Raw genomic sequence first — 17,751 nt, 5'->3', positions numbered from 1 at the left:
CTCACGATCACACTGACAGACCACCCCGGAAGGACCCCTGTGGACCAGCACCTGATCGACCTCTTCGAGGACCCTCCGTCGCACCGAGGGCCTGTGCCGCTGTGGTGGTGGAGCGGTGGCACCGTGACCCGTGAGCGCGTACGCTGGCAGCTCGAGCGGTTCGTTGAGGGAGCGATTCATGACGTGGTGATCATGAACCTCGCCCCCAAGGGCCCCACGTACGGGGCGATCCCGGACGATCCGCCGTGGTTCAGCGAACCGTGGTGGGACCTCTTTGCCTATACCTGTGACGTGGCCGAGGAGCTCGACGTCCAGATCTGGTTCTACGACCAGATCGGGTTCTCCGGGGCTAATGTCCAGGGCGCCGTCGTGGCCGAACACCCGGAGGCCGCAGGCCGCGTCTTGCGCACGGAGCTCGCAGAAGTGCCTGGCGACCGCACAATTCCGCTGGCCGGACGCGACCACCTCATCGGGATCTACGGCACCCGCACCGAGGACGGCTGGGAGCGCCTCGACGTGGTGAACGGACGGATCGACGCCGCACCAGGAACCGCCGTGCGCGTGGTGAGCTGGTGTGAGACCGCTTTCGACTACCTCGACCCGCAGGCCTGCGCCTGGCTCTTCGACGCCATTCACGGCGAGTTCGATCGTCGTGTCCCCGACCGTCTGGGCACTGTCATCGCAGGCAGCTTCCAGGACGAGCTGCCCTCCATGCCGACCTGGACCGCGGACTTCGCCGAGGAGTTCCGTCGCCGTCGCGGCTACGACCTCCTCGACCACCTGCCTTCCCTGTGGGAGCGCAGCGGGACGGCGGACGACGCCGTCCGCGCCGACTACCACCTCGTGCGCACCCAACTCGCGGAGGATGCATTCTTCCGCCCCCTCGGCCAATGGCACGAGGAGCGGGGCATGCTGGTCGGCGCCGACCAGACCAACCCGGCCCGCGCGGGCTGGCCCACCCAGAGCTCGCAGCTGTACGGCGACTACTTCACCACCCATCGGTGGCTCAACGCCGTGGGCAGCGACCACGAGGGCGATGCCCGCGTGCACTCCTCGATGGCCGACCTGTACGGACACCCTCGAGTGTGGATCGAGTCCTTCCACTCCAGCGGGTGGGGCGGGACCCTCGAAGAGACCTGGGACTGGCTGCTGCCCTTCTTCCGAAGCGGTGCCGATCTCTACAACCCGCACGCCGCCTACTTCGATACCCGAGCCGGCTGGTTCGAATGGGCACCGCCCGGGACAGATTTTCGTCAGCCCTACTACTCCGTCTACCCGCAGTTCGCCCGTGCCGTCGCCCGGACCTCGGCACTCCTCACATGGGGTGACCACGTGGTGGACGTCGGAGTGCTGTACCCGTCGACCACAGGTCACGCCGTGCTGGCGCCTGACGAGCCGATCGACTATTTCGGCGACGGGATCATCGGCGGTCCTCATGCGCCGGCCGACCGGTCACATGCCATCTATCTCGAACTCGTCGGGACCAACAACTGGTTCCGTCACTCACCGAGTCTTCTCGACCGGGCCGGCGTCGACTTCGACGTGATCGATGAGAACTCCGTGCAGAGGGCGACCGCAGTCGATGGGCAGCTTGCCGTCGAGTCGCTCGGCTTCCGCACCGTTCTCCTGCCGTCGGTCGCCCACCTGTTGCCCGGCACCGCCGAGAAGCTTCTCGCGCTGATTGAGGCCGGGGGGCGCGTGATCGTGATCGGCGAGGAACCGCATCACGTCGCCGGGCTCGAGGTCGCCCCTGAGCAGGCTGCGGCGTTGACGAAGCTCGCGAACGACCCCCGCCTGCTGCACGCCGAGAACGCCCAGCACGCGGTGCGGATCGCGGCCGAGGCCGGCAGTGCCGCCTGGGCCCCGAACGGGCTGCGCGCTCGCCGATCCGGTGACGTGACGGTCGCCTTCGTCCCTGCGGCAGAGCCCAACGCGACTGCGTTCCCGCTGCGGAAGGATCCCGACTCGCTGCACTGGGACGAGATCGATTTCGATCCGGGCCGATACGCCGAACGTACTCACGTGGACGTGGTCGGGCCTGTGGCGGCGGCGGAGGTGTGGGATCCCGCCTCGGGAAAGCGCCGTTCTACACCGGTCCGGACCCGTTCCGGGGGCAGTCGGATCGAGGTGGACTTTGGCGGGGCCCCGGCGGTGTTCGTGGTCTGGCGCAGCGGGGTACCGAGCTCAGAGCCCCTCTTCGCGGACGATCCGGGTCGCAGCGATAATGTCGCCGACGCCTCGAGCGAGGACCTTCACGACGGCTGGACTCATTCCCTCGTGTCCACCTTGGACAACACCTGGGGCGATGCTGCGCTTCCGCCCGGGAGTGAGGTGCCGCTCGAGCTGTGGCGCCTGCTCTGGCGTGACGGGAACGAAGCATGGCAGGACGTGCGAGCGACGTTCGGCGAGGAGTTCCTCGTGCACGGCCCCACCAGCGATCCGCCTGCCCCGCTCGGGCCGGAGGAGGCCCGCGCGGTGCGCGCGGGCGCGGATCTCGCTCCAAGTGAGGGCGAGCACTCCTGGCAAGTGCACCGTTTCTCCCGCTCGCGGGGAATCGACACCGACCAGGGGCACCGCTTCGAGCCCAAGGGATTCATCCCTGAGGAATTCCTCGCGACGCGTGCGCCGGATCCGGGGGAGCAGCTGGCCGTGCGCACCGTGCTGAAGGTCGATGAGCCCGGCGAGTACGACCTCACGGTCGCAGCGCCTGGCACCAAGAATCTGTGGTTGGACGGCAAAGCGCTAGGTGGCGATGACTCGCCGTACGCGATGACCGTCCCGGCGACGTTCGCGGAACGGACTGCCGTGCTCGAGTACCGAGTGGGCCCCAGCGAGCTGCCCGCCGGGGTGCACGGGGACCGACCTGAGGTCATCTCCTCGTTCGTCATGCTGGAGCGCAGGGGCCAGCATGTGCCGCGTCCCGAGTTCGTGTCCCCGGCTCACGTGATCGACGGGGAAGGCGACCTGCGTACCCGTTTCAGGACGGATGCCGAGGCGTCCGAAGTCGTCATCGTGGCCGGATCCACTGCGTCGTTGCGCATCGAGCTCGACGGGGATGAGGTGGCTCGGCAGGAGAAGGTGCAGTACTACGAGTCCGATGCCGGAGTTCGGCCAGAGTTCTTCACGCATCGAGTGGGTGCCCTCTCGGCCGGCGAGCACGAGCTGCGCGTCATCGCAGAGACGGACGACCCCGAGCACGCCGTGTACGTCGACGCGATCCTCGATGGCAACGGCTGGCGGGAGGCAGTGGTCACCGGTGCCGACTGGACCACCGGTCCCGGAACCGACCCAGTACGGGACGGCGTCCGTCTCGTGCGCGGCCTCGGGTCCCGCACCACCCACGCTCATGCCGTGCGTCGGCCGCATCCGCTGCCGCAGACAGCATGGCTCGCCGGGGGTCCGGAGGTGGGGGTGCCCGCCGTCGCCTTCGAAGCGTCGCGCTCTGCCGCACCCCGGCCACAGGAGCTGGTGGTGAAGCTGCCGGCCGGCACCGTCGAGGCTGAGCTCCCTCAGCCCGGGGACGAGGTGCGGCTGGACGGCCAAGAAGTCATGCTCGAGGGCACCTCGCTGGTGCTCGACTCCCCGCTGCAGCGGCCCACCGAACTCAGCGCGTCATGGGGGCCCCGTGCCTTCGGCATCGGCGGCGCAGCCTGGGATGGGCCCGTGGTGGTGCGAACCGGTGACTTCACTGGTCCGTTCGAAGACTGGCAGGAGCAGGGGCTCGGTGCCTGGAGCGGAGGCATGCGATCGGTCTGCACCGTCCAGGTCGAGGCCGGTCAGCGACTGCGACTCGACCTCGGGCGGGTGCGGGGTGCTGTCGAGGTCGAGGTGGACGGAACCCTCGTCTCCTCGCTGTTCTGCAGCCCGTTCGTTACCGATCTCGGCGACCTCGCCCCGGGTGAACACGAACTCGCTGTGACCGTGCTGGGCACCCTCGCTCCGCGTCTGGACTCCGTCAGTCCGACCCCCTTCCTGCGGCCGGGGCAGCTCAGCACCGGTGTGCGCGGACCAGTGCGACTGCTCCGCACTGGCTCCGCGAACGGGGAGGGGAACGGAGGGGCCCGGAGCGGCAGCATGAGGTCGTAAAGTGTCCGGGCCGATCTCCCGGGGTCTGACCTCGGGGAGGTCGAATATCTACAGGTCCTCGGGCTCGTCGTGTCGAGGTCGAGGTTGGGGTTCGTCCTTCGCCGTCATATCGGCCAGTCCTCCACGCAGTGGAACCTGCTGTTCATGAACATTCTGGGCTCATCGCATTTGAGGGTGTAGGTGGGGTCTGAAGCCTCCTGCTTCGAGGAGGCTGCGGGCGATGTAGTGGGTGAGGTTGCGGAACCCGAGGGCGGAGCCGCGGAGGTGTTCGAGCCGGCCGTTGATCGCCTCTGTCGGACCGTTGCTGGTGCCCGGTCGGTCGAAGAAGGCCAGCACGTCGGTTGCGCGTTTCGTCAGTGTTCGGCCGAGCTTGGCCAGCTCGGGCAAGGCGTCCGGGACGCGCTTGCTCAGCGCGGTGATGAGCTTACCCATCTTCGCTTTGGCTTTCGCCCGGTCGGGTTTTCGGTAGGCGGCGACCATCGCCTGGTAGATCTCCCAGGTCACCTCGACCGCAACGTGCTTCTCTCGCTCGAACAGGCTGCTGAGACGCTGGCATTGGCAGTCGGTCAGCAGCTTGGTGCCGGTGTGGAGGGTGCGGCGAGTCTTGTAGAGGGGGTCGTCCTTGCGGCCCCTGCGCTTGTGGAGCTGCTGCTGGACGCGTCGTCGGCAGTCGTCCAGTGCGTCTCCGGCGAGGCGGACGACGTGGAAGGGATCCATGACCGCGACCGCGCCTGGGAGGGCCTCGCCGGTGGCGGTCTTGTATCCGGTGAACCCGTCCATCGCCACTACCTCGATGCGGTCCTTCCATGCCTTGGGGCGGGCTTCGAGCCAGGCCTTGAACGCTGCTTTGGAGCGGCCGGGGATCATGTCCAGCAGCCTCGCCGGGCCGGTCTTGTCCCTGGCTGGGGTGAGGTCGATGATCACGGTGACGTACTTGTCGCCGCGCCGGGTGTGGCGCCAGACGTGCTCGTCAACACCGATCACGCGGACGGCGTCGAAGCGGGCTGGGTCATCGATCAGCAGCCGCTGGCCCTCAGCCAGGACGGCGTCGTTGGCGGTGTGCCAGGCAACCCCGAGCCCGGCGGCGATCCTTGCGATCGTGAGGCGATCGATGACCAGGGCTTCCAGTGCCCACCGCATCCCGCCGCGAGAGAGCTTCGCCCGCTCGGGTGCTGCGCGAGTGGTGTCCTCGCGCCACCGGTTCCCGCAGTGATCACACCGGTAACGCCGGATCCGCACCAGCAGCGTCGTGGGGCGGTGGCCGAAAGGTTCATGGGCAAGGCGACGAGTGATCGTGCCGCGCGAGGTCGCCCGCGCTCCGCAGGCGCGGCACCACGGATCCTCCTCAGCGAGCCGACACTCGAGCACCGCCCGCTCGGTCGTGAGCCACTGACCGACAGCGACGAGGCCGAGCTCCTCCAAGCGCGTGAAGGTCGTCAGATCGGGGTCGGCGAAGGTAGCGTTAGGCACGTCGAGGTCTTCCAGATGGCGAGCGTCAGAACTTCCATCATCGGGAGACCTCGACGTCTATCCCGGCACCGACGCGCCCACCCCACACTCCGCAGCTACCCCCTCATCTGCGAAGGGCCACATTCTGCTGATCACGATCCCGCCGCTGATCGTCTTCCTGTTCTTCAACCGGCAGATCGTGCCGGGCATGACCTCGGGGGCCGTGAAGGGCTAACCGTGCATCGATGAGGCAGGGCACCTTTGATGAGGCCGGGCACGGAGCGCCGGCCGCTCCGAACACCGGGGTCCGAACGTCGCGACGGTCGGACCCCGGTGCTCAGAGCAGGTCGATCCGTGCGTCGCTCACGGTCGCCCGGACTCCCGCGGCACGAGCCGGTGCAGCTGCGTGACGTGGCCGGGCTCGAGCTCATCGAGAGAATGGGCACCCAGCAGCTTCATCGTGCGCACGATCTGCTCGGACAGGATCGCGATGGTGCGGTCCACGCCCGGGCGGCCGCCGGCCATGAGTCCGTAGAGGTAGGCGCGGCCGATCAGGGTGAAGCGTGCGCCGAGGGCCACGGCGGCCACGATGTCCGCGCCGTGCATGATGCCGGTGTCGACGCCGATCTCGGTATCGGCGCCGACCTCGCGCGCGACCTCGGGCAGCAGGTGGAAGGGCACCGGTGCCCGGTCGAGCTGGCGCCCGCCGTGGTTGGACAGGATGATTCCGTCCACGCCCAGGTCGGTGAACGTCTTGGCGTCCTCGAGCGTCTGGACGCCCTTGATCACGAGCTTGCCGGGCCACATGCCGCGGATGATCTCGAGGTCCTCGAAGCTGATGGTGGGATCCATCGCGGAGTCCAGCAGCTCGCCCACGGTGCCGCCGGTCGAGGACAGCGAGGCGAACTCGAGGGTGGGCGTGGTGAGGAAGTCGATCCACCACCAGGGGCGCGGGATCGCGTCGAGCACGGTGCGCGCGGTCAGCTGCGGAGGGATCGAGAAGCCGTTGCGGGTATCGCGCAGCCGCGCTCCCGCCACCGGGGTGTCCACCGTGAACTGCAGGGTGTCGAAGCCGGCGCGGGCGGCCCGCTCGACCAGGTCGTAGGAGATCTCGCGCTTGCGCATCACGTACAGCTGGAACCACTTGCGCCCGTGGGGTGCCGCGGCGGCGACGTCCTCGATCGAGGTGGTGCCCAGCGTCGAGAGCGTGAACGGGATCCCGGCGGCCTGGGCGGCGCCCGCCCCGGCGATCTCGCCCTCGGTCTGCATGAGGCGGGTGAAGCCCGTCGGTGCAATCGCGAAGGGCATCGCGCTGGGACCGCCGAGCATCTGCCGCGACGTGTCGACCTCGGAGACATCCCGGAGCACCGCGGGGTTGAGCTGCACGTCGGCGAACGCCTGCCGGGCACGGCCCAGCGAGAGCTCCGATTCCGCGGCGCCGTCGGTGTAGTCGAAGGCGGCCCGAGGCGTGCGACGCTTCGCGATCGCTCGCAGATCCTCGATGGTCAGCGCTACGTGGAGCCGGCGCCGACGGGCGTTGACGTCGGGGGCCTTGAACTGCATCAGCTCGAGCAGTTCACGGGGCTGGGGGAGCTGTCTTCTCATGGGTCGTCTGCTTTCGATAGGCGCGACGTGGCACAGGGCCGTATGGCGTGATGATCTTGGAACGTCCGACAGGTCACCCGGAGGGGATCGACGGGCTGAACCGCTCCAGCTCAACGCTCGCCCGCACCAGCCCGCGCAGCGCGCCGTGCTCACCGGGGACGGCACCCAGCGCCCGGGCCTGCAGCGCGACGTTCCCCAGCGCCGTGGCCTCCATCGGGCCGGCGACCACCTCGATGCCGAGGGCATCCGCGGTGAGCTGATTCAGCAGCGCGTTGCGGCTCCCACCTCCCACCACGTGCAGACGCTCCGGCAGCGGCATCCGGGCGAGCCGGCACGCGGTGTGGAGCTCCTCCCGGTAGGTCTCGGCGAGGGACTCGAGGATGCAGCGCACCAGCTGCGCCGGGGTGCGGGGTCGCTCGTCCTCCCCTTCGAGCGGGCGGGCCGCGAGCATCACCCGGTCCGCCATCCGGCCGGGAGCGAGGAACGCCGGATCGGTGGGATCGATCCGGAAGCGATGAGCGGGCATCACGGCCGCGGCGGCGAGCAGATCGGCGAGATCCACGCGCGCCCCCTCCTCCTCCCATTGCCGGATCGACTCGCTGACCAGCCACATTCCTGCCACGTTCTTGAGGAAGCGGGTGGTGCCGTCGACCCCGCCCTCATTCGTGAATCCGGCCTCGAGCGCAGCCGCAGTGCTGACCGGTGCGCTCAGCTCGAGCCCGATCAGAGACCACGTGCCCGAGGAGATGAAGGCGACGGGGTGAGCATCGTCCGCGGCCGGCACCGCGAGCACCGCCGAAGCGGTGTCATGGGAGCCGACGGCGATGACCGGCACCTCACCGATCCCGAGCTCGCGCACGAGCTCCGGCAGCACTGTGCCCAGGCGCTCGCCGGGGGAGATCAGCGGCGCCAGCAGGTCCGGGTCCACGCCGGCAGCGGTCAGGAGCTCTGCGGACCATCCCTGCCCACCCACCGCGAGCATCCCGGTGCTCGACGCGTTGGTGCGCTCGGTGCGACGCTCGCCGGTGAGCAGGTACCCCAGCAGATCCGGGACCATCAGCAGCGTCGAGCCGGGAGGCAGCGTCGCCGGGCGGTCGTCGGCCACCAGCTGATAGAGCGTGTTGAAGGGCTGCTGGGCGATGCCGGTGAGCGTGTACTGCCGCTCGCGCGACACCTGCTCCGCGAAGGACTCCGGGATCCCGTCGGTGCGGTGATCGCGGTAGGCGACCACCTCGCCGAGGACTTCGCCGCTGCCGGGCACCGAAGCACCGTCAGCCCCGACGAGATCGGGACCCACCAGGCCGTAGTCCACCGCCCAGGAGTCGATCCCGATTGAGGCGAGGCCGGTCAGACCGCGCTCCACGGCCCCGTCGTGCGCGGCACGCAGCCCCTGTCGCACCTCTGCCCAGAGGGCGTCGATGTCCCAGCGCAGTTGTCCGTCCTCGTCCCGCAGCCGGTTCTCGAAGCGGTGTGCCGCGATCAGCTCGATGCGACCGTCCGCGAGGACCCCGAGCATCACCCGGCCCGAGGTCGCCCCCAGGTCGACCGCCGCGACGGCCAGCGGCTCCCCGGCACCCTGCGCGTCGTTCATCGCAGGAACGCGGCTGCGACCCCGGCATCGACCGGGATATGCAGGCCGGTGGTGTGCGAGAGATCCCCGGCGGTCAGTGCGAAGACGGCGTTCGCGACGTTCGCGGGCAGCACCTCCCGCTTCAGCAGCGTGCGCTGGGCGTAGAACTCGCCGAGGTCCTTCTCTTCGACCCCGTACACCTTCGCGCGGGAGGCGCCCCAGCCGCCGGCGAAGATGCCGGAGCCGCGGACCACCCCGTCGGGGTTGATGCCGTTGACGCGGATCTGGTGGCCGCCGAGCTCGGCGGCGAGCAGCCGCACCTGGTGGGCCTGATCGGCCTTGGTCGCCGAGTAGGCGATGTTGTTGGGCCCGGCGAACACGGAGTTCTTCGAGGAGATGTAGATGATGTCCCCGCCCATGGCCTGGTCGATCATCACCCGGGCCGTCTCGCGGGAGACCAGGAACGAGCCCCGCGCCATCACGTCGTGCTGGAGGTCCCAGTCCTTCGCGGTGGTCTCCAGCAGCGGCTTGGACAGCGAGAGCCCGGCATTGTTGACGATCAGGTCCAGCCCACCGAAGGCGAGGACCGCCTCAGCGACGGCCTGCACCACGGCCGCTTCATCGGAGACGTCGGCGCGCAGCGCCACCGCCTTGTCGGACCCGCCCAGCTCCTGCGCGGTCTGCTCGGCATTCTCGAGGTTCAGGTCGGCGATGACGACGCAGGCACCCTCGGCGACCAGGCGCTCGGCGGTCGCCTTCCCGATCCCGGAGCCGCCGCCGGTGACGAGCGCGACCCGGCTCGCGAGCGGCTTGGGTGCGGGCTTGCGCTGCAGTTTCGCCTCTTCGAGGGACCAGTACTCGATGCGGAACTTCTCCGACTCGTCGATCGGGGAGTACGTCGAGATCGCTTCCGCGCCGCGCATCACGTTGATCGCGTTGACGTAGTACTCGCCGGCCACGCGCGCCGTCTGCTTGTCGGCCCCGAAGCTGAACATGCCCACGCCCGGGATCAGCACGATCGCCGGGTCGGCGCCGCGGATCGCGGGGGAGTCCGCCTCGGCGTGACGCTCGTAGTAGGCGGAGTAGTCCGTCCGGTACGCCTCATGCAGCTCCTTGAGCCGCGCGACCGAGTCCTCGATGCTCGCGCCGGACGGAAGGTCCAGCACGAGGGGCTTGACCTTCGTGCGCAAGAAGTGGTCGGGGCATGACGTGCCCAGCTCCGCGAGCGGGGCGAGCTTCTGGGAGGAGAGGAACTCGTGGACCGCCTCGGTGTCCGTCCAGTGCCCGACCATCGGCGAGTCCGTCGAGGCCAGCCCGCGCACGATCGGGAACAGGGCAGACGCCTTCGCCCGGCGCTCCGCCTCCGGGAGTGCAGCGCGACTCGCATCATGCGCCCCGAACGGCTCGGACGAGCCGGTGCGCTCGAGGAACGCGGTCGCCTCGGCGATGATCCGCAGCGAGTTCTCCTGCGCCTCCTGCGAGGTCTCGCCCCAGGCGGTGATGCCGTGCCCGCCGAGGATGCAGCCGATCGCGGAGGGGTTCTCCGCCTGGATCGCGGCGATGTCCAAGCCCAGCTGGAAGCCGGGCCGGCGCCACGGCACCCAGACCACCGTCTCGCCGAAGCACTCGCGGGTCAGTCGCTCGCCGTCGGCTGCGGTCGCCAGCGCGATCCCCGCGTCGGGATGCAGGTGGTCCACATGTGCGGCGTCCACCAGGGCGTGCATCGCGGTGTCGATCGACGGTGCGGCCCCGCCCTTGCCATGCAGGCAGTAGTCGAAGGCTGCGACCATCTCGTCCTCGCGCTCCACCCCGGGGTACACGTCCCGCAGGGCGCGCACCCGGTCCAGGCGCAGCACCGCCAGCCCCTTCTCCTCGAGGGTCCCCAGGTCGCCGCCGGAGCCCTTGACCCACAGCAGCTCGGTCTCCTCGCCGGTGACCGGATCGATGGCGGAGCCCTTGGCGGAGGTGTTCCCGCCGGCGTAGTTGGTGTTCTTCGGGTCGGAGCCCAGGGCGTTGGAGCGCTCCAGCAGGGCGGCGACGGTCTCGTGGGCGGAGCTCTTCTCGCTCATGCTCAGGCTCCCCATCCCATCTGGTTCCCGCCCACGCGCTCCGCGGCGACCTTCTCTTCATAGCCGCTGGCGCGGAAGGCCGCGAAGGGATCCGCCGGCAGGCCCCGCTCCTCACGGAAGGCGGCCAGCGCCGGGCGCACATCGGTCCAGAACGCGTCCATGAGGATCGCGTTCGCCTCGAGCACGTCGTTGCTCTCCTGGGCGGCGGCGAGCGCCTCCCGGTCCACCAGCAGTGCCTTGACCAGGGTCTCCTGCACGTTTATCACGGAGCGGATCTGGCCCTGGATCTTCGACTCCAGGTTGTGGCACTGATCGAGCATGAAGTTCACGCCGGCGGCGGGCCGGTGCGCCTCCTGCTGGACGATCTCGAAGAGGATCCGGAACAGCTGGAACGGATCCGCGGCGCCGACGATCAGGTCATCATCCCCGTAGTTGCGGGAGTTGAAGTCGAAGGCGCCGAGCCGGTTCTGGCGCAGCAGCTGGGCGACGATGAACTCGATGTTCGTGCCCGGGGCGTGATGCCCGGTATCGAGCACCACCTGCGCCTTCTCGCCGAGCGCCAGGCAGTGCAGGAGGCTCGTGCCCCAGTCCGGAACGTCAGTGTGGTAGAACGCCGGCTCGTAGAACTTGTACTCCAGCACCAGGCGCTCGTCGTCGCCGAGGCCCAGGTAGATCTCCTGCAGCGACTCCGCCAGGCGGTCCTGACGGGCGCGGATCGAGTCCTGGCCTGCGTAGTTGGTGCCGTCAGCCAGCCAGATCTTCATCTCCTTGGAGCCGGTGGCGCGCATGACGTCGATGCACTCGAGGTGATGGTCGATCGCCCGACGGCGCACGGACTTGTCACCGTGGGTGAGCGAGCCGAACTTGTACTCATCATCCTGGAAGGTGTTGGAGTTGATCATCCCCAGCGTCATGCCCTGCTCGGCGGCGTACTCACGCAGCGCACCGAAATCCTCGACCTTGTCCCAGGGGTAGTGCAGCGAGACCCGAGGCGCGGAGCCGGTGAAGGCGTGGGTCTGGGCGGCGTCGGCGATCTTCTCGAAGGGGTCGCGCGGGGTGCCGGGGGTGCCGAACACCTTGAATCGCGTACCGGAGTTGCCGTAGCCCCAGCTGGGGACCTCGATCGTGAACTCTGCGAGGTCGCGGGCGATCTCGGTGGGGAGGGTGGAGGGGGTGGGCATGGGGGCTCCTTCGAGGTGCGTCGGCTTCCGGTCGGAGACGGCGGATCCTCGGCGCGAAGACGGGAAGACATGACTATTGAAACGACTCAACATTGACGCTATCACGAGGTCGAGCGATGCGCCAGAGGGCGGTTGCGCGCCGCGTTCATAGAGGTCGACGCGCTGCCCGTGCCTGATCGCAGGCGTCCCAGCGCGGCGGGAAAGCGGTTGACAAGGACGTTCTCACCGTCCAGGCTGTGGCGGCACCCCTATATCCGTTGCCAGATGAGGATCGCTATGGCCACCCCGGATCTCGACCATCTCCTCGCCACCAGCACCGCCCGCAGCCCGCACCGCTGCTGCTTCCTGCTCCAGGTGCGGCCCGAGCGGCTGGTCGACTACGTCGCCGCGCACCAGGATGTCTGGGAGGAGATGCGCGAGGCGCTCACTGACGCGGGCTGGTGCAACTACTCGCTGTTCCTGCGGTCCGAGGACGGCATGGTGGTCGGCTATTTCGAGGCCGACGACGTCGACGCCGCCCAGGACGCGATGACCCGCGCCGTGATCTCCCCGCGCTGGGAAGCGGCGATGGGGGAGTACTTCGCTCCCGGCGGCGGGGAGAAGCAGGTGCTGCCGCAGTACTTCCACCTCGCCTGACCGCACGACCCACCTGAACCCGTCACCCCCGCGCACCACCATCTCGCGCACCACCGAGCAGAGGAGCCCGATGAGCTCGCCCGCCCCGCACCCCATCCAGCCTGCGCTGTCAGAGTCCGTCCAGGTCATCAACCCGGACGGCGCCTGGTGCTGGTTCCAGGACGAACGCGCGCTGGTGGATCCCGAGGCCGGGCTGCTCGTCGTCGGCTCCATCGCCTCCGGTGGTGCGGACCAGGATCCGGCCCGGCGCGGCGACCTCGACCTCACCGTCGTCGACCTCGCCGCCGGCACCGCACAGGTGGTCACCCTCCACCCGGGGTTCGAAGCTGATGATCATGACGTGCCGGCACTGTGGCGCCGGCCGGACGGCCGCTGGCTCGCGGTCTACGCCCGGCACAAGACCGACAACCTCACCCACTGGCGGATCAGCGAGCCCGGAGACCCCACCCGCTGGGACGAGGAGCGCGTCTACGACTGGAGCGAGCACACCGGCGGGCGCGGCGTCACCTACTCGAACCTCCACGAGATCGACGGCCGCCTCTACTGCTTCGCACGCGCCGTCAATGACGACCCCTGCGCCCTGGTCTCCGACGATCACGGAGACACCTGGAGCTACGCCGGCAAGCTCTTCGACCGCCCGAAGATCGGCTACGTCAACGGCTACGCCCGCTACGCCGACGGTGCTGCCGGACTGCATGTGCTGGTCACCGACCATCACCCGCGCGACGTCGACAACTCGATCTACCACGGCACCCTCTCTCGCGGCCGCCTCCACGACAGCACGGGCCGGCCGCTGGAGTCCGCACTGTTCGCCGAGCCCGTCCCGGACCAGGCCCAGCTCACCACCGTGCTCGCGACCGGCATCGAACTCGGCGGGGCGCAGCTCAGCCATGCCTGGACCACCGATATCCGTGAGGCCGATGGCCAGCTCGCCGCAGTGATGACGGCGCGCGCGAACCACCGCGCCGAGCCCGATGGTGCGGACCTGGGCCGCAACGTTCCCGTCGACGATCTGCGCCTCGTCTACGCACGGCTCGGAGCCGACGGGCAGTGGACGCTCTCACCGCTCGCCCACGCGGGACCGGGCCTGCTGCCCCATGAGCAGGACTACTCGGGCCTGGCGGCGATCGACCCCTATGACGTCTCCACCGTCTACGTGTCCACCCCGGTCGATCCGCGCGACGGCACCCGCCATGACCACCATGAGATCTACCGTGGACGCAGCGCCGATGGCGGGCGAGGCTGGGACTGGTCACCGGTGACCGAGCACTCCACGGTCGACAACCTGCGTCCGATCGTCGCCCCGGGCGATCCGAGCACCACCCATCTGCTCTGGTTCCGCGGCGACATGCGCTCCTCCCAGGACTACGACTGCGAGGTCGTGCTCCGCAGCAGCCCGCGCTGACGGTCACCCACGCCCCAGCGCCCCTCGCACCCCCTCCGAAAGGACCCCTCGATGACCGAGCAGACCTCCCCGGATCTCCGTCCCGCCCTCCGTGATCCCGCAGCGGAGGTGACCGCCGCCCCCACCGCCCTGGGTGAGATGGAGCGACGGCTGCGCACCCTCGGCGGCGTCGCCGCCTGGGACGATCTCGACCCGGAGGTGCACCGCCTCTGGGACGAGCCGTACGGCCCCGCCGAGGACTGGGAACTGCAGATCGAGGACCGCGAGATCCCCGGCCCCCACGGGCCCGTGCCCGTGCGCATCTACACCCCGCAGACTGCGGCAGCCGGACCACGCCCCTGCCTGATCTGGTGCCACGGCGGCGGCTTCATGCACGGCGACCTCGACATGCCCGAAGGTGACCACGTGGCGCGCGGCGTCGCGGGCCGTGCGGACGCCGTCGTGATCTCCGTTGACTACCGCCTCTGCGACGAGATCGACGGAACGCCAGCTCGGGCTTTCCCCGGCGGCCCCGAGCACGTCCTCGCGCCGATCCCGCTGGATGACGTCTGCGCGGCAGTCGCCTGGGCCCGGCAGAGCGCCGACGCACTGGGCATCGACCCTGGACGGGTCGCGCTCGGCGGGGCGAGCGCGGGTGGCAACCTCGCGGCGACGGCCTCCCTGCGCCTGGCCGATGAGGGCACCCCGCTCGCCGCCTCCCTGCTGCTGTACCTGGTCGCCCATCCGCTGCGCTCCGAGCCTGACGCCGAGGAGGCCCAGGCGCTCGACGCGACCCCGCCGATGCTGCGCTTCTCCCTGGATACGATGCGCGCGATGTCCGGCAACTACATCGGCCGGCCCCTCGAGGAGGCGACGCCCTACGACTTCCCGGGGCTCGCCACCCGTGAGCAGCTGGCAGTGCTGCCGCGCACCTATGTCGAGACCGATGAGTACGACGACCTGTGCGTCAGCGGCCGCCGCTACGCGCAGCAGCTCGACGAGGCCGGGGTCGACGTCGAGTACGTCGTGCGCCGCGGCGTGTGCCACGGGCACCTCAACCGAGTGGGCCTCGTGGAGGCACGCGAATCGATGGACCGGATGGGAGAGATCGTCCGCGGGCTGTGAACTGCGAGTTCTGAGCTCTGAGCTCTGAGCTGTGAACCGACGCCGGGAGCACGGGAACGACGGAAGGATGAGGGACGCCATGCAGCCTCCGCAGCACGGGATCATCGCCCCGGACCGGGATGTCCTCGCGATCCTCGCCGCCGGCGCCGACTACGTCGAGCCGACGATCGTCGGGAACGTGATCGTGCAGGACCAGGATGGCCGCTGGCAGGCCGACCCGGCGCTGCGAGACCGGGCGCCCTCCCCGTCCTTCGCGATCCTCTGCCCCGGCGAGCTGAGGCTCTCCGACCCGGCATTCCCCCTCGACCAGGTCCGCGATTACCTGCAGATCGCCTTCGCCGCAGTCTCCGCCCTGGCCCGGCCCGGCGCCATGGTGGTGCTCGGCAGCGGCGGCGCGCGGCGTCTCCCCGAAGGAGTGGATCCGCGTGCGGGGCGCCAGCAGTTCGCACGCGCCGTGCAGGTGGCCCGTGACGTCGCCGCCGATCACGGACTCGAGGTGATCCTCGAGCCGCTGCATCGCGGGGAGACCGACCTGATCAACACCCTGGCCGAGGCGATCGAGTTCCTCGACGAATTCGGGATGGGCGAGGTCAGGGTCGTCGCGGACCTCTTCCACGTCATGCTCGAACAGGAGCCGCTCGCAGTGGTTCGTGCCCACGCGGGCCGCGTCGCGCACGCCCACATCGCCGACACCGGCCGTCTCCCACCCGGTCAGGGCGACTGGCCGCTCGCCGAGTTCCTGCACGCGCTGCGCGGCGGCGGCTACCTGGGACATGTCTCGATCGAGTGCACCTGGATCGATGTCGCCTCCGAGGCCGGTCCCGCGCTCGCCGCGGTCCGCGCCGCGGATCCGGTGCGGACGACCTAGATGTAGTTGGTCATGACGTTGTCGACGCGGGCGTGGAGGCGTGAGGCCGGGGGCTGGTCGCCGCAGGCGGTGTGGGGGCGATGGTAGTCATAGTGATGGACCCAGACTGCGATGGCCTCTCGCCGTTCGTTCTCGGAGGCGTAGGGGCGGGCGTAGAGGCACTCGTCGGTGAGGATCCGCTGGTAGCGCTCGATCTTCCCGTTGTGGCGGGGAGTGTAGATCCGCGTGCGCTGGTGACGACCGATGAACGCGCAGGTCGAGCGGCGGAACGCTTTGGCGGTGTAGTTGCTGCCGTTGTCGGTGACCAGGCGGGAAATCTTCGTGATGCCGTGGGCAGCGAAGAACACTCGGGCACGATGGAAGAACCCGATGGTCGTGGCGGCTTTCTCGTCCTCGAGCGCTTCGGTGTAGGCCAGGCGGGAGAACCCGTCGATGATCGAGTGGAGATAGGTGTAGCCGACTCTCTGGCCATGCTTCTTCTTGTCCTGGACGGAGCCGCGGCCATGGGCCCACCACCCGCCGCCATCTCGGAGCTTGCCGACCTTCTTCACGTCCATGTGGACCATGTGGCCGGGATAGCGGGCGACGATCTTCCCTGGTGATCGGAGGTTTTCGCCGTCGGGGGTGATGTCGCGGATCCGATTCAGTCCGAGCCGGTCCAGCCACCGCGTCACCGTTCTCACGCAGCATGCGAAGCCGTGGCCGTCGGCGAGCTCGCGGGCGATCCGGCGGGCGGACCATTTCTTCTTCCGTCGCCAGGACTCGATCAGCTCGAGCACCCAGATCGGCAGGCGGGTGGGGCGGTTTGCCGGCGCGCTGGAGTGGTCCTCGAGCCCAGCCTCGCCGTGGTCACGGTAGCGACCGACCCATTTCGAGAGCGTGGTGCGGGCGATGTGGAACTCGGCTGCGACGTGGGCGATCGGGCGGCCCAGGTCGATGACCTGGGCGACAGCACGCTGCCTTCCAACGACAGTCAGTGGCGCATTACGGTGGTGCATGGAACGGGCCTCTTCCTGCGAGACGGTTGCTTAGACACCACCCATCGTGCAGTCCAGGGGCCCGTTCCTTGGGCGTGTCAGATGGTCTGTGTAAGCCGTACCGAGAGGAACGGTAAGAATCATGACCATGACCGACGAGAAGAACCCAGGCGAGCCGTCGGGCCAGGACCTGGTCGAGCAGCTGAAAGCCTCTGGGCAGCTTGATGCCCTATTCGCGCAGATCGACGATGGGAAGGTAGAACTGACCGGTGACGGAGGGTTCGTTCCCGCGCTGGTCAAGGCCGCACTCGAGAGGGGCCTGCAGGCCGAGCTGACCAGCCATCTGGGCTACCAGAAGGGCGCTGAGGACGCGTCGAAGCACGCCAACTCCCGCAACGGGAGCACGCCGAAGACCGTGGAGTCCGAAGTCGGGCCGATCGAGCTGGACGTCCCGCGAGACCGGGGCGGGTCGTTCACCCCGCGTCTGGTGCCCAAGGGCCAGCGGCGCCTCGGGGGCCTGGATGACATGATCATCAGCCTCTATGCCGGCGGGATGACGATCCGGGACATCCAGCACCACCTGGCCTCCACGATCGGCACGGACCTGTCGCACGAGACGATCTCCAACATCACCGACGCCGTGAGCGAGGAGGTCCTGGCGTGGCAGTCGCGGCCGCTGGAGGAGTTCTATCCGGTGATCTATCTCGACGCGATCCGGATCAAGATCCGGGAGAACAGCCAGGTCATCAACCGTGCCGCCTATATCGCGGTCGGGGTGGACCTCGAGGGGATCAAGCACGT

The 17,751-nt window shown here is 69.1% G+C and carries 12 protein-coding genes and 1 pseudogene; 7 read left to right on the top strand and 6 right to left on the bottom strand.

Translation table 11 applies throughout. From position 1 onward, the window contains the following. Nucleotides 1-39 precede the first annotated feature (39 nt). Nucleotides 40-4,086 (top strand): glycosyl hydrolase, encoded by a 4,047-nt coding sequence (locus ACT3T9_RS05110; RefSeq protein WP_444606080.1) that lies wholly within the window; start codon nt 40-42, stop codon nt 4,084-4,086. A 159-nt stretch (nt 4,087-4,245) separates the two neighbouring features. Here the strand turns inward: ACT3T9_RS05110 and ACT3T9_RS05105 are convergent, their stop codons facing one another. Then, complete coding sequence (locus tag ACT3T9_RS05105; protein ID WP_444606079.1) at nt 4,246-5,556, bottom strand: ISL3 family transposase; 1,311 nt, start codon at nt 5,554-5,556, stop codon at nt 4,246-4,248. Nucleotides 5,557-5,677: 121 nt separating this feature from the next. On the opposite strand from ACT3T9_RS05105, the pseudogene ACT3T9_RS05100 reads away from it, so the two are divergent. Beyond that, a pseudogene (locus ACT3T9_RS05100) lies at nt 5,678-5,770 on the top strand (carbohydrate ABC transporter permease); the annotation flags it as partial. 128 nt (nt 5,771-5,898) lie between these two features. Here ACT3T9_RS05100 and ACT3T9_RS05095 read toward each other — a convergent pair. From ACT3T9_RS05095 to rhaI, 4 genes are all read right to left on the bottom strand, one after another. Then, on the bottom strand, nt 5,899-7,140 hold the full coding sequence (locus ACT3T9_RS05095; protein WP_444606078.1) for an alpha-hydroxy acid oxidase: 1,242 nt from the start codon (nt 7,138-7,140) through the stop codon (nt 5,899-5,901). 73 nt (nt 7,141-7,213) lie between these two features. Then, nucleotides 7,214-8,731 carry a rhamnulokinase gene (locus tag ACT3T9_RS05090; protein ID WP_444606077.1) on the bottom strand — a complete coding sequence of 506 codons (1,518 nt, stop codon included), beginning with the start codon at nt 8,729-8,731 and terminating at the stop codon, nt 7,214-7,216. Beyond that, complete coding sequence (locus ACT3T9_RS05085) at nt 8,728-10,779, bottom strand: bifunctional aldolase/short-chain dehydrogenase (RefSeq protein ID WP_444606076.1); 2,052 nt, start codon at nt 10,777-10,779, stop codon at nt 8,728-8,730. The genes ACT3T9_RS05090 and ACT3T9_RS05085 overlap by 4 nt, the downstream gene beginning before the upstream one ends. Before the next feature lie 2 nt (nt 10,780-10,781). After that, a complete protein-coding gene (gene rhaI, locus ACT3T9_RS05080; RefSeq protein WP_444606075.1) occupies nt 10,782-11,960 on the bottom strand; it encodes an L-rhamnose isomerase in 1,179 nt (392 codons plus the stop codon). 264 nt (nt 11,961-12,224) lie between these two features. Between rhaI and ACT3T9_RS05075 the strand changes: the two genes are divergently transcribed. The 4 genes from ACT3T9_RS05075 (at nt 12,225) to ACT3T9_RS05060 (ending at nt 15,973) form a co-directional block, all read left to right on the top strand. Beyond that, nucleotides 12,225-12,596, top strand: a complete 372-nt coding sequence (locus ACT3T9_RS05075; RefSeq protein WP_444606074.1) for an L-rhamnose mutarotase — start codon at nt 12,225-12,227, stop codon at nt 12,594-12,596. A gap of 70 nt (nt 12,597-12,666) precedes the next feature. Beyond that, nucleotides 12,667-14,001, top strand: a complete 1,335-nt coding sequence (locus ACT3T9_RS05070; RefSeq protein ID WP_441445844.1) for a BNR-4 repeat-containing protein — start codon at nt 12,667-12,669, stop codon at nt 13,999-14,001. 51 nt (nt 14,002-14,052) lie between these two features. Continuing rightward, nucleotides 14,053-15,105, top strand: coding sequence for an alpha/beta hydrolase (locus tag ACT3T9_RS05065; RefSeq protein ID WP_444606073.1), 1,053 nt, complete (start codon nt 14,053-14,055; stop codon nt 15,103-15,105). A 79-nt stretch (nt 15,106-15,184) separates the two neighbouring features. Further along, on the top strand, nt 15,185-15,973 hold the full coding sequence (locus ACT3T9_RS05060; protein ID WP_441445845.1) for a sugar phosphate isomerase/epimerase family protein: 789 nt from the start codon (nt 15,185-15,187) through the stop codon (nt 15,971-15,973). On the opposite strand, the gene ACT3T9_RS05055 is transcribed toward ACT3T9_RS05060, so the two are convergent. Beyond that, nucleotides 15,970-16,971, bottom strand: a complete 1,002-nt coding sequence (locus ACT3T9_RS05055; protein ID WP_444606072.1) for an IS481 family transposase — start codon at nt 16,969-16,971, stop codon at nt 15,970-15,972. The two genes, ACT3T9_RS05060 and ACT3T9_RS05055, sit on opposite strands and share 4 nt — an antisense overlap. 127 nt (nt 16,972-17,098) lie before the next feature. Between ACT3T9_RS05055 and ACT3T9_RS05050 the strand changes: the two genes are divergently transcribed. Continuing rightward, a partial coding sequence (locus ACT3T9_RS05050) for an IS256 family transposase (RefSeq protein ID WP_444606155.1) occupies nt 17,099-17,751 on the top strand: 653 nt, incomplete at its 3' end.

Source organism: Brachybacterium sp. AOP29-B2-41 (genome assembly GCF_052378395.1).
GTDB lineage: Bacteria > Actinomycetota > Actinomycetes > Actinomycetales > Dermabacteraceae > Brachybacterium.
The sequence above is the reverse complement of the archived record's forward strand: the minus strand, read 5'-3'. Positions and strand labels throughout refer to the sequence as shown.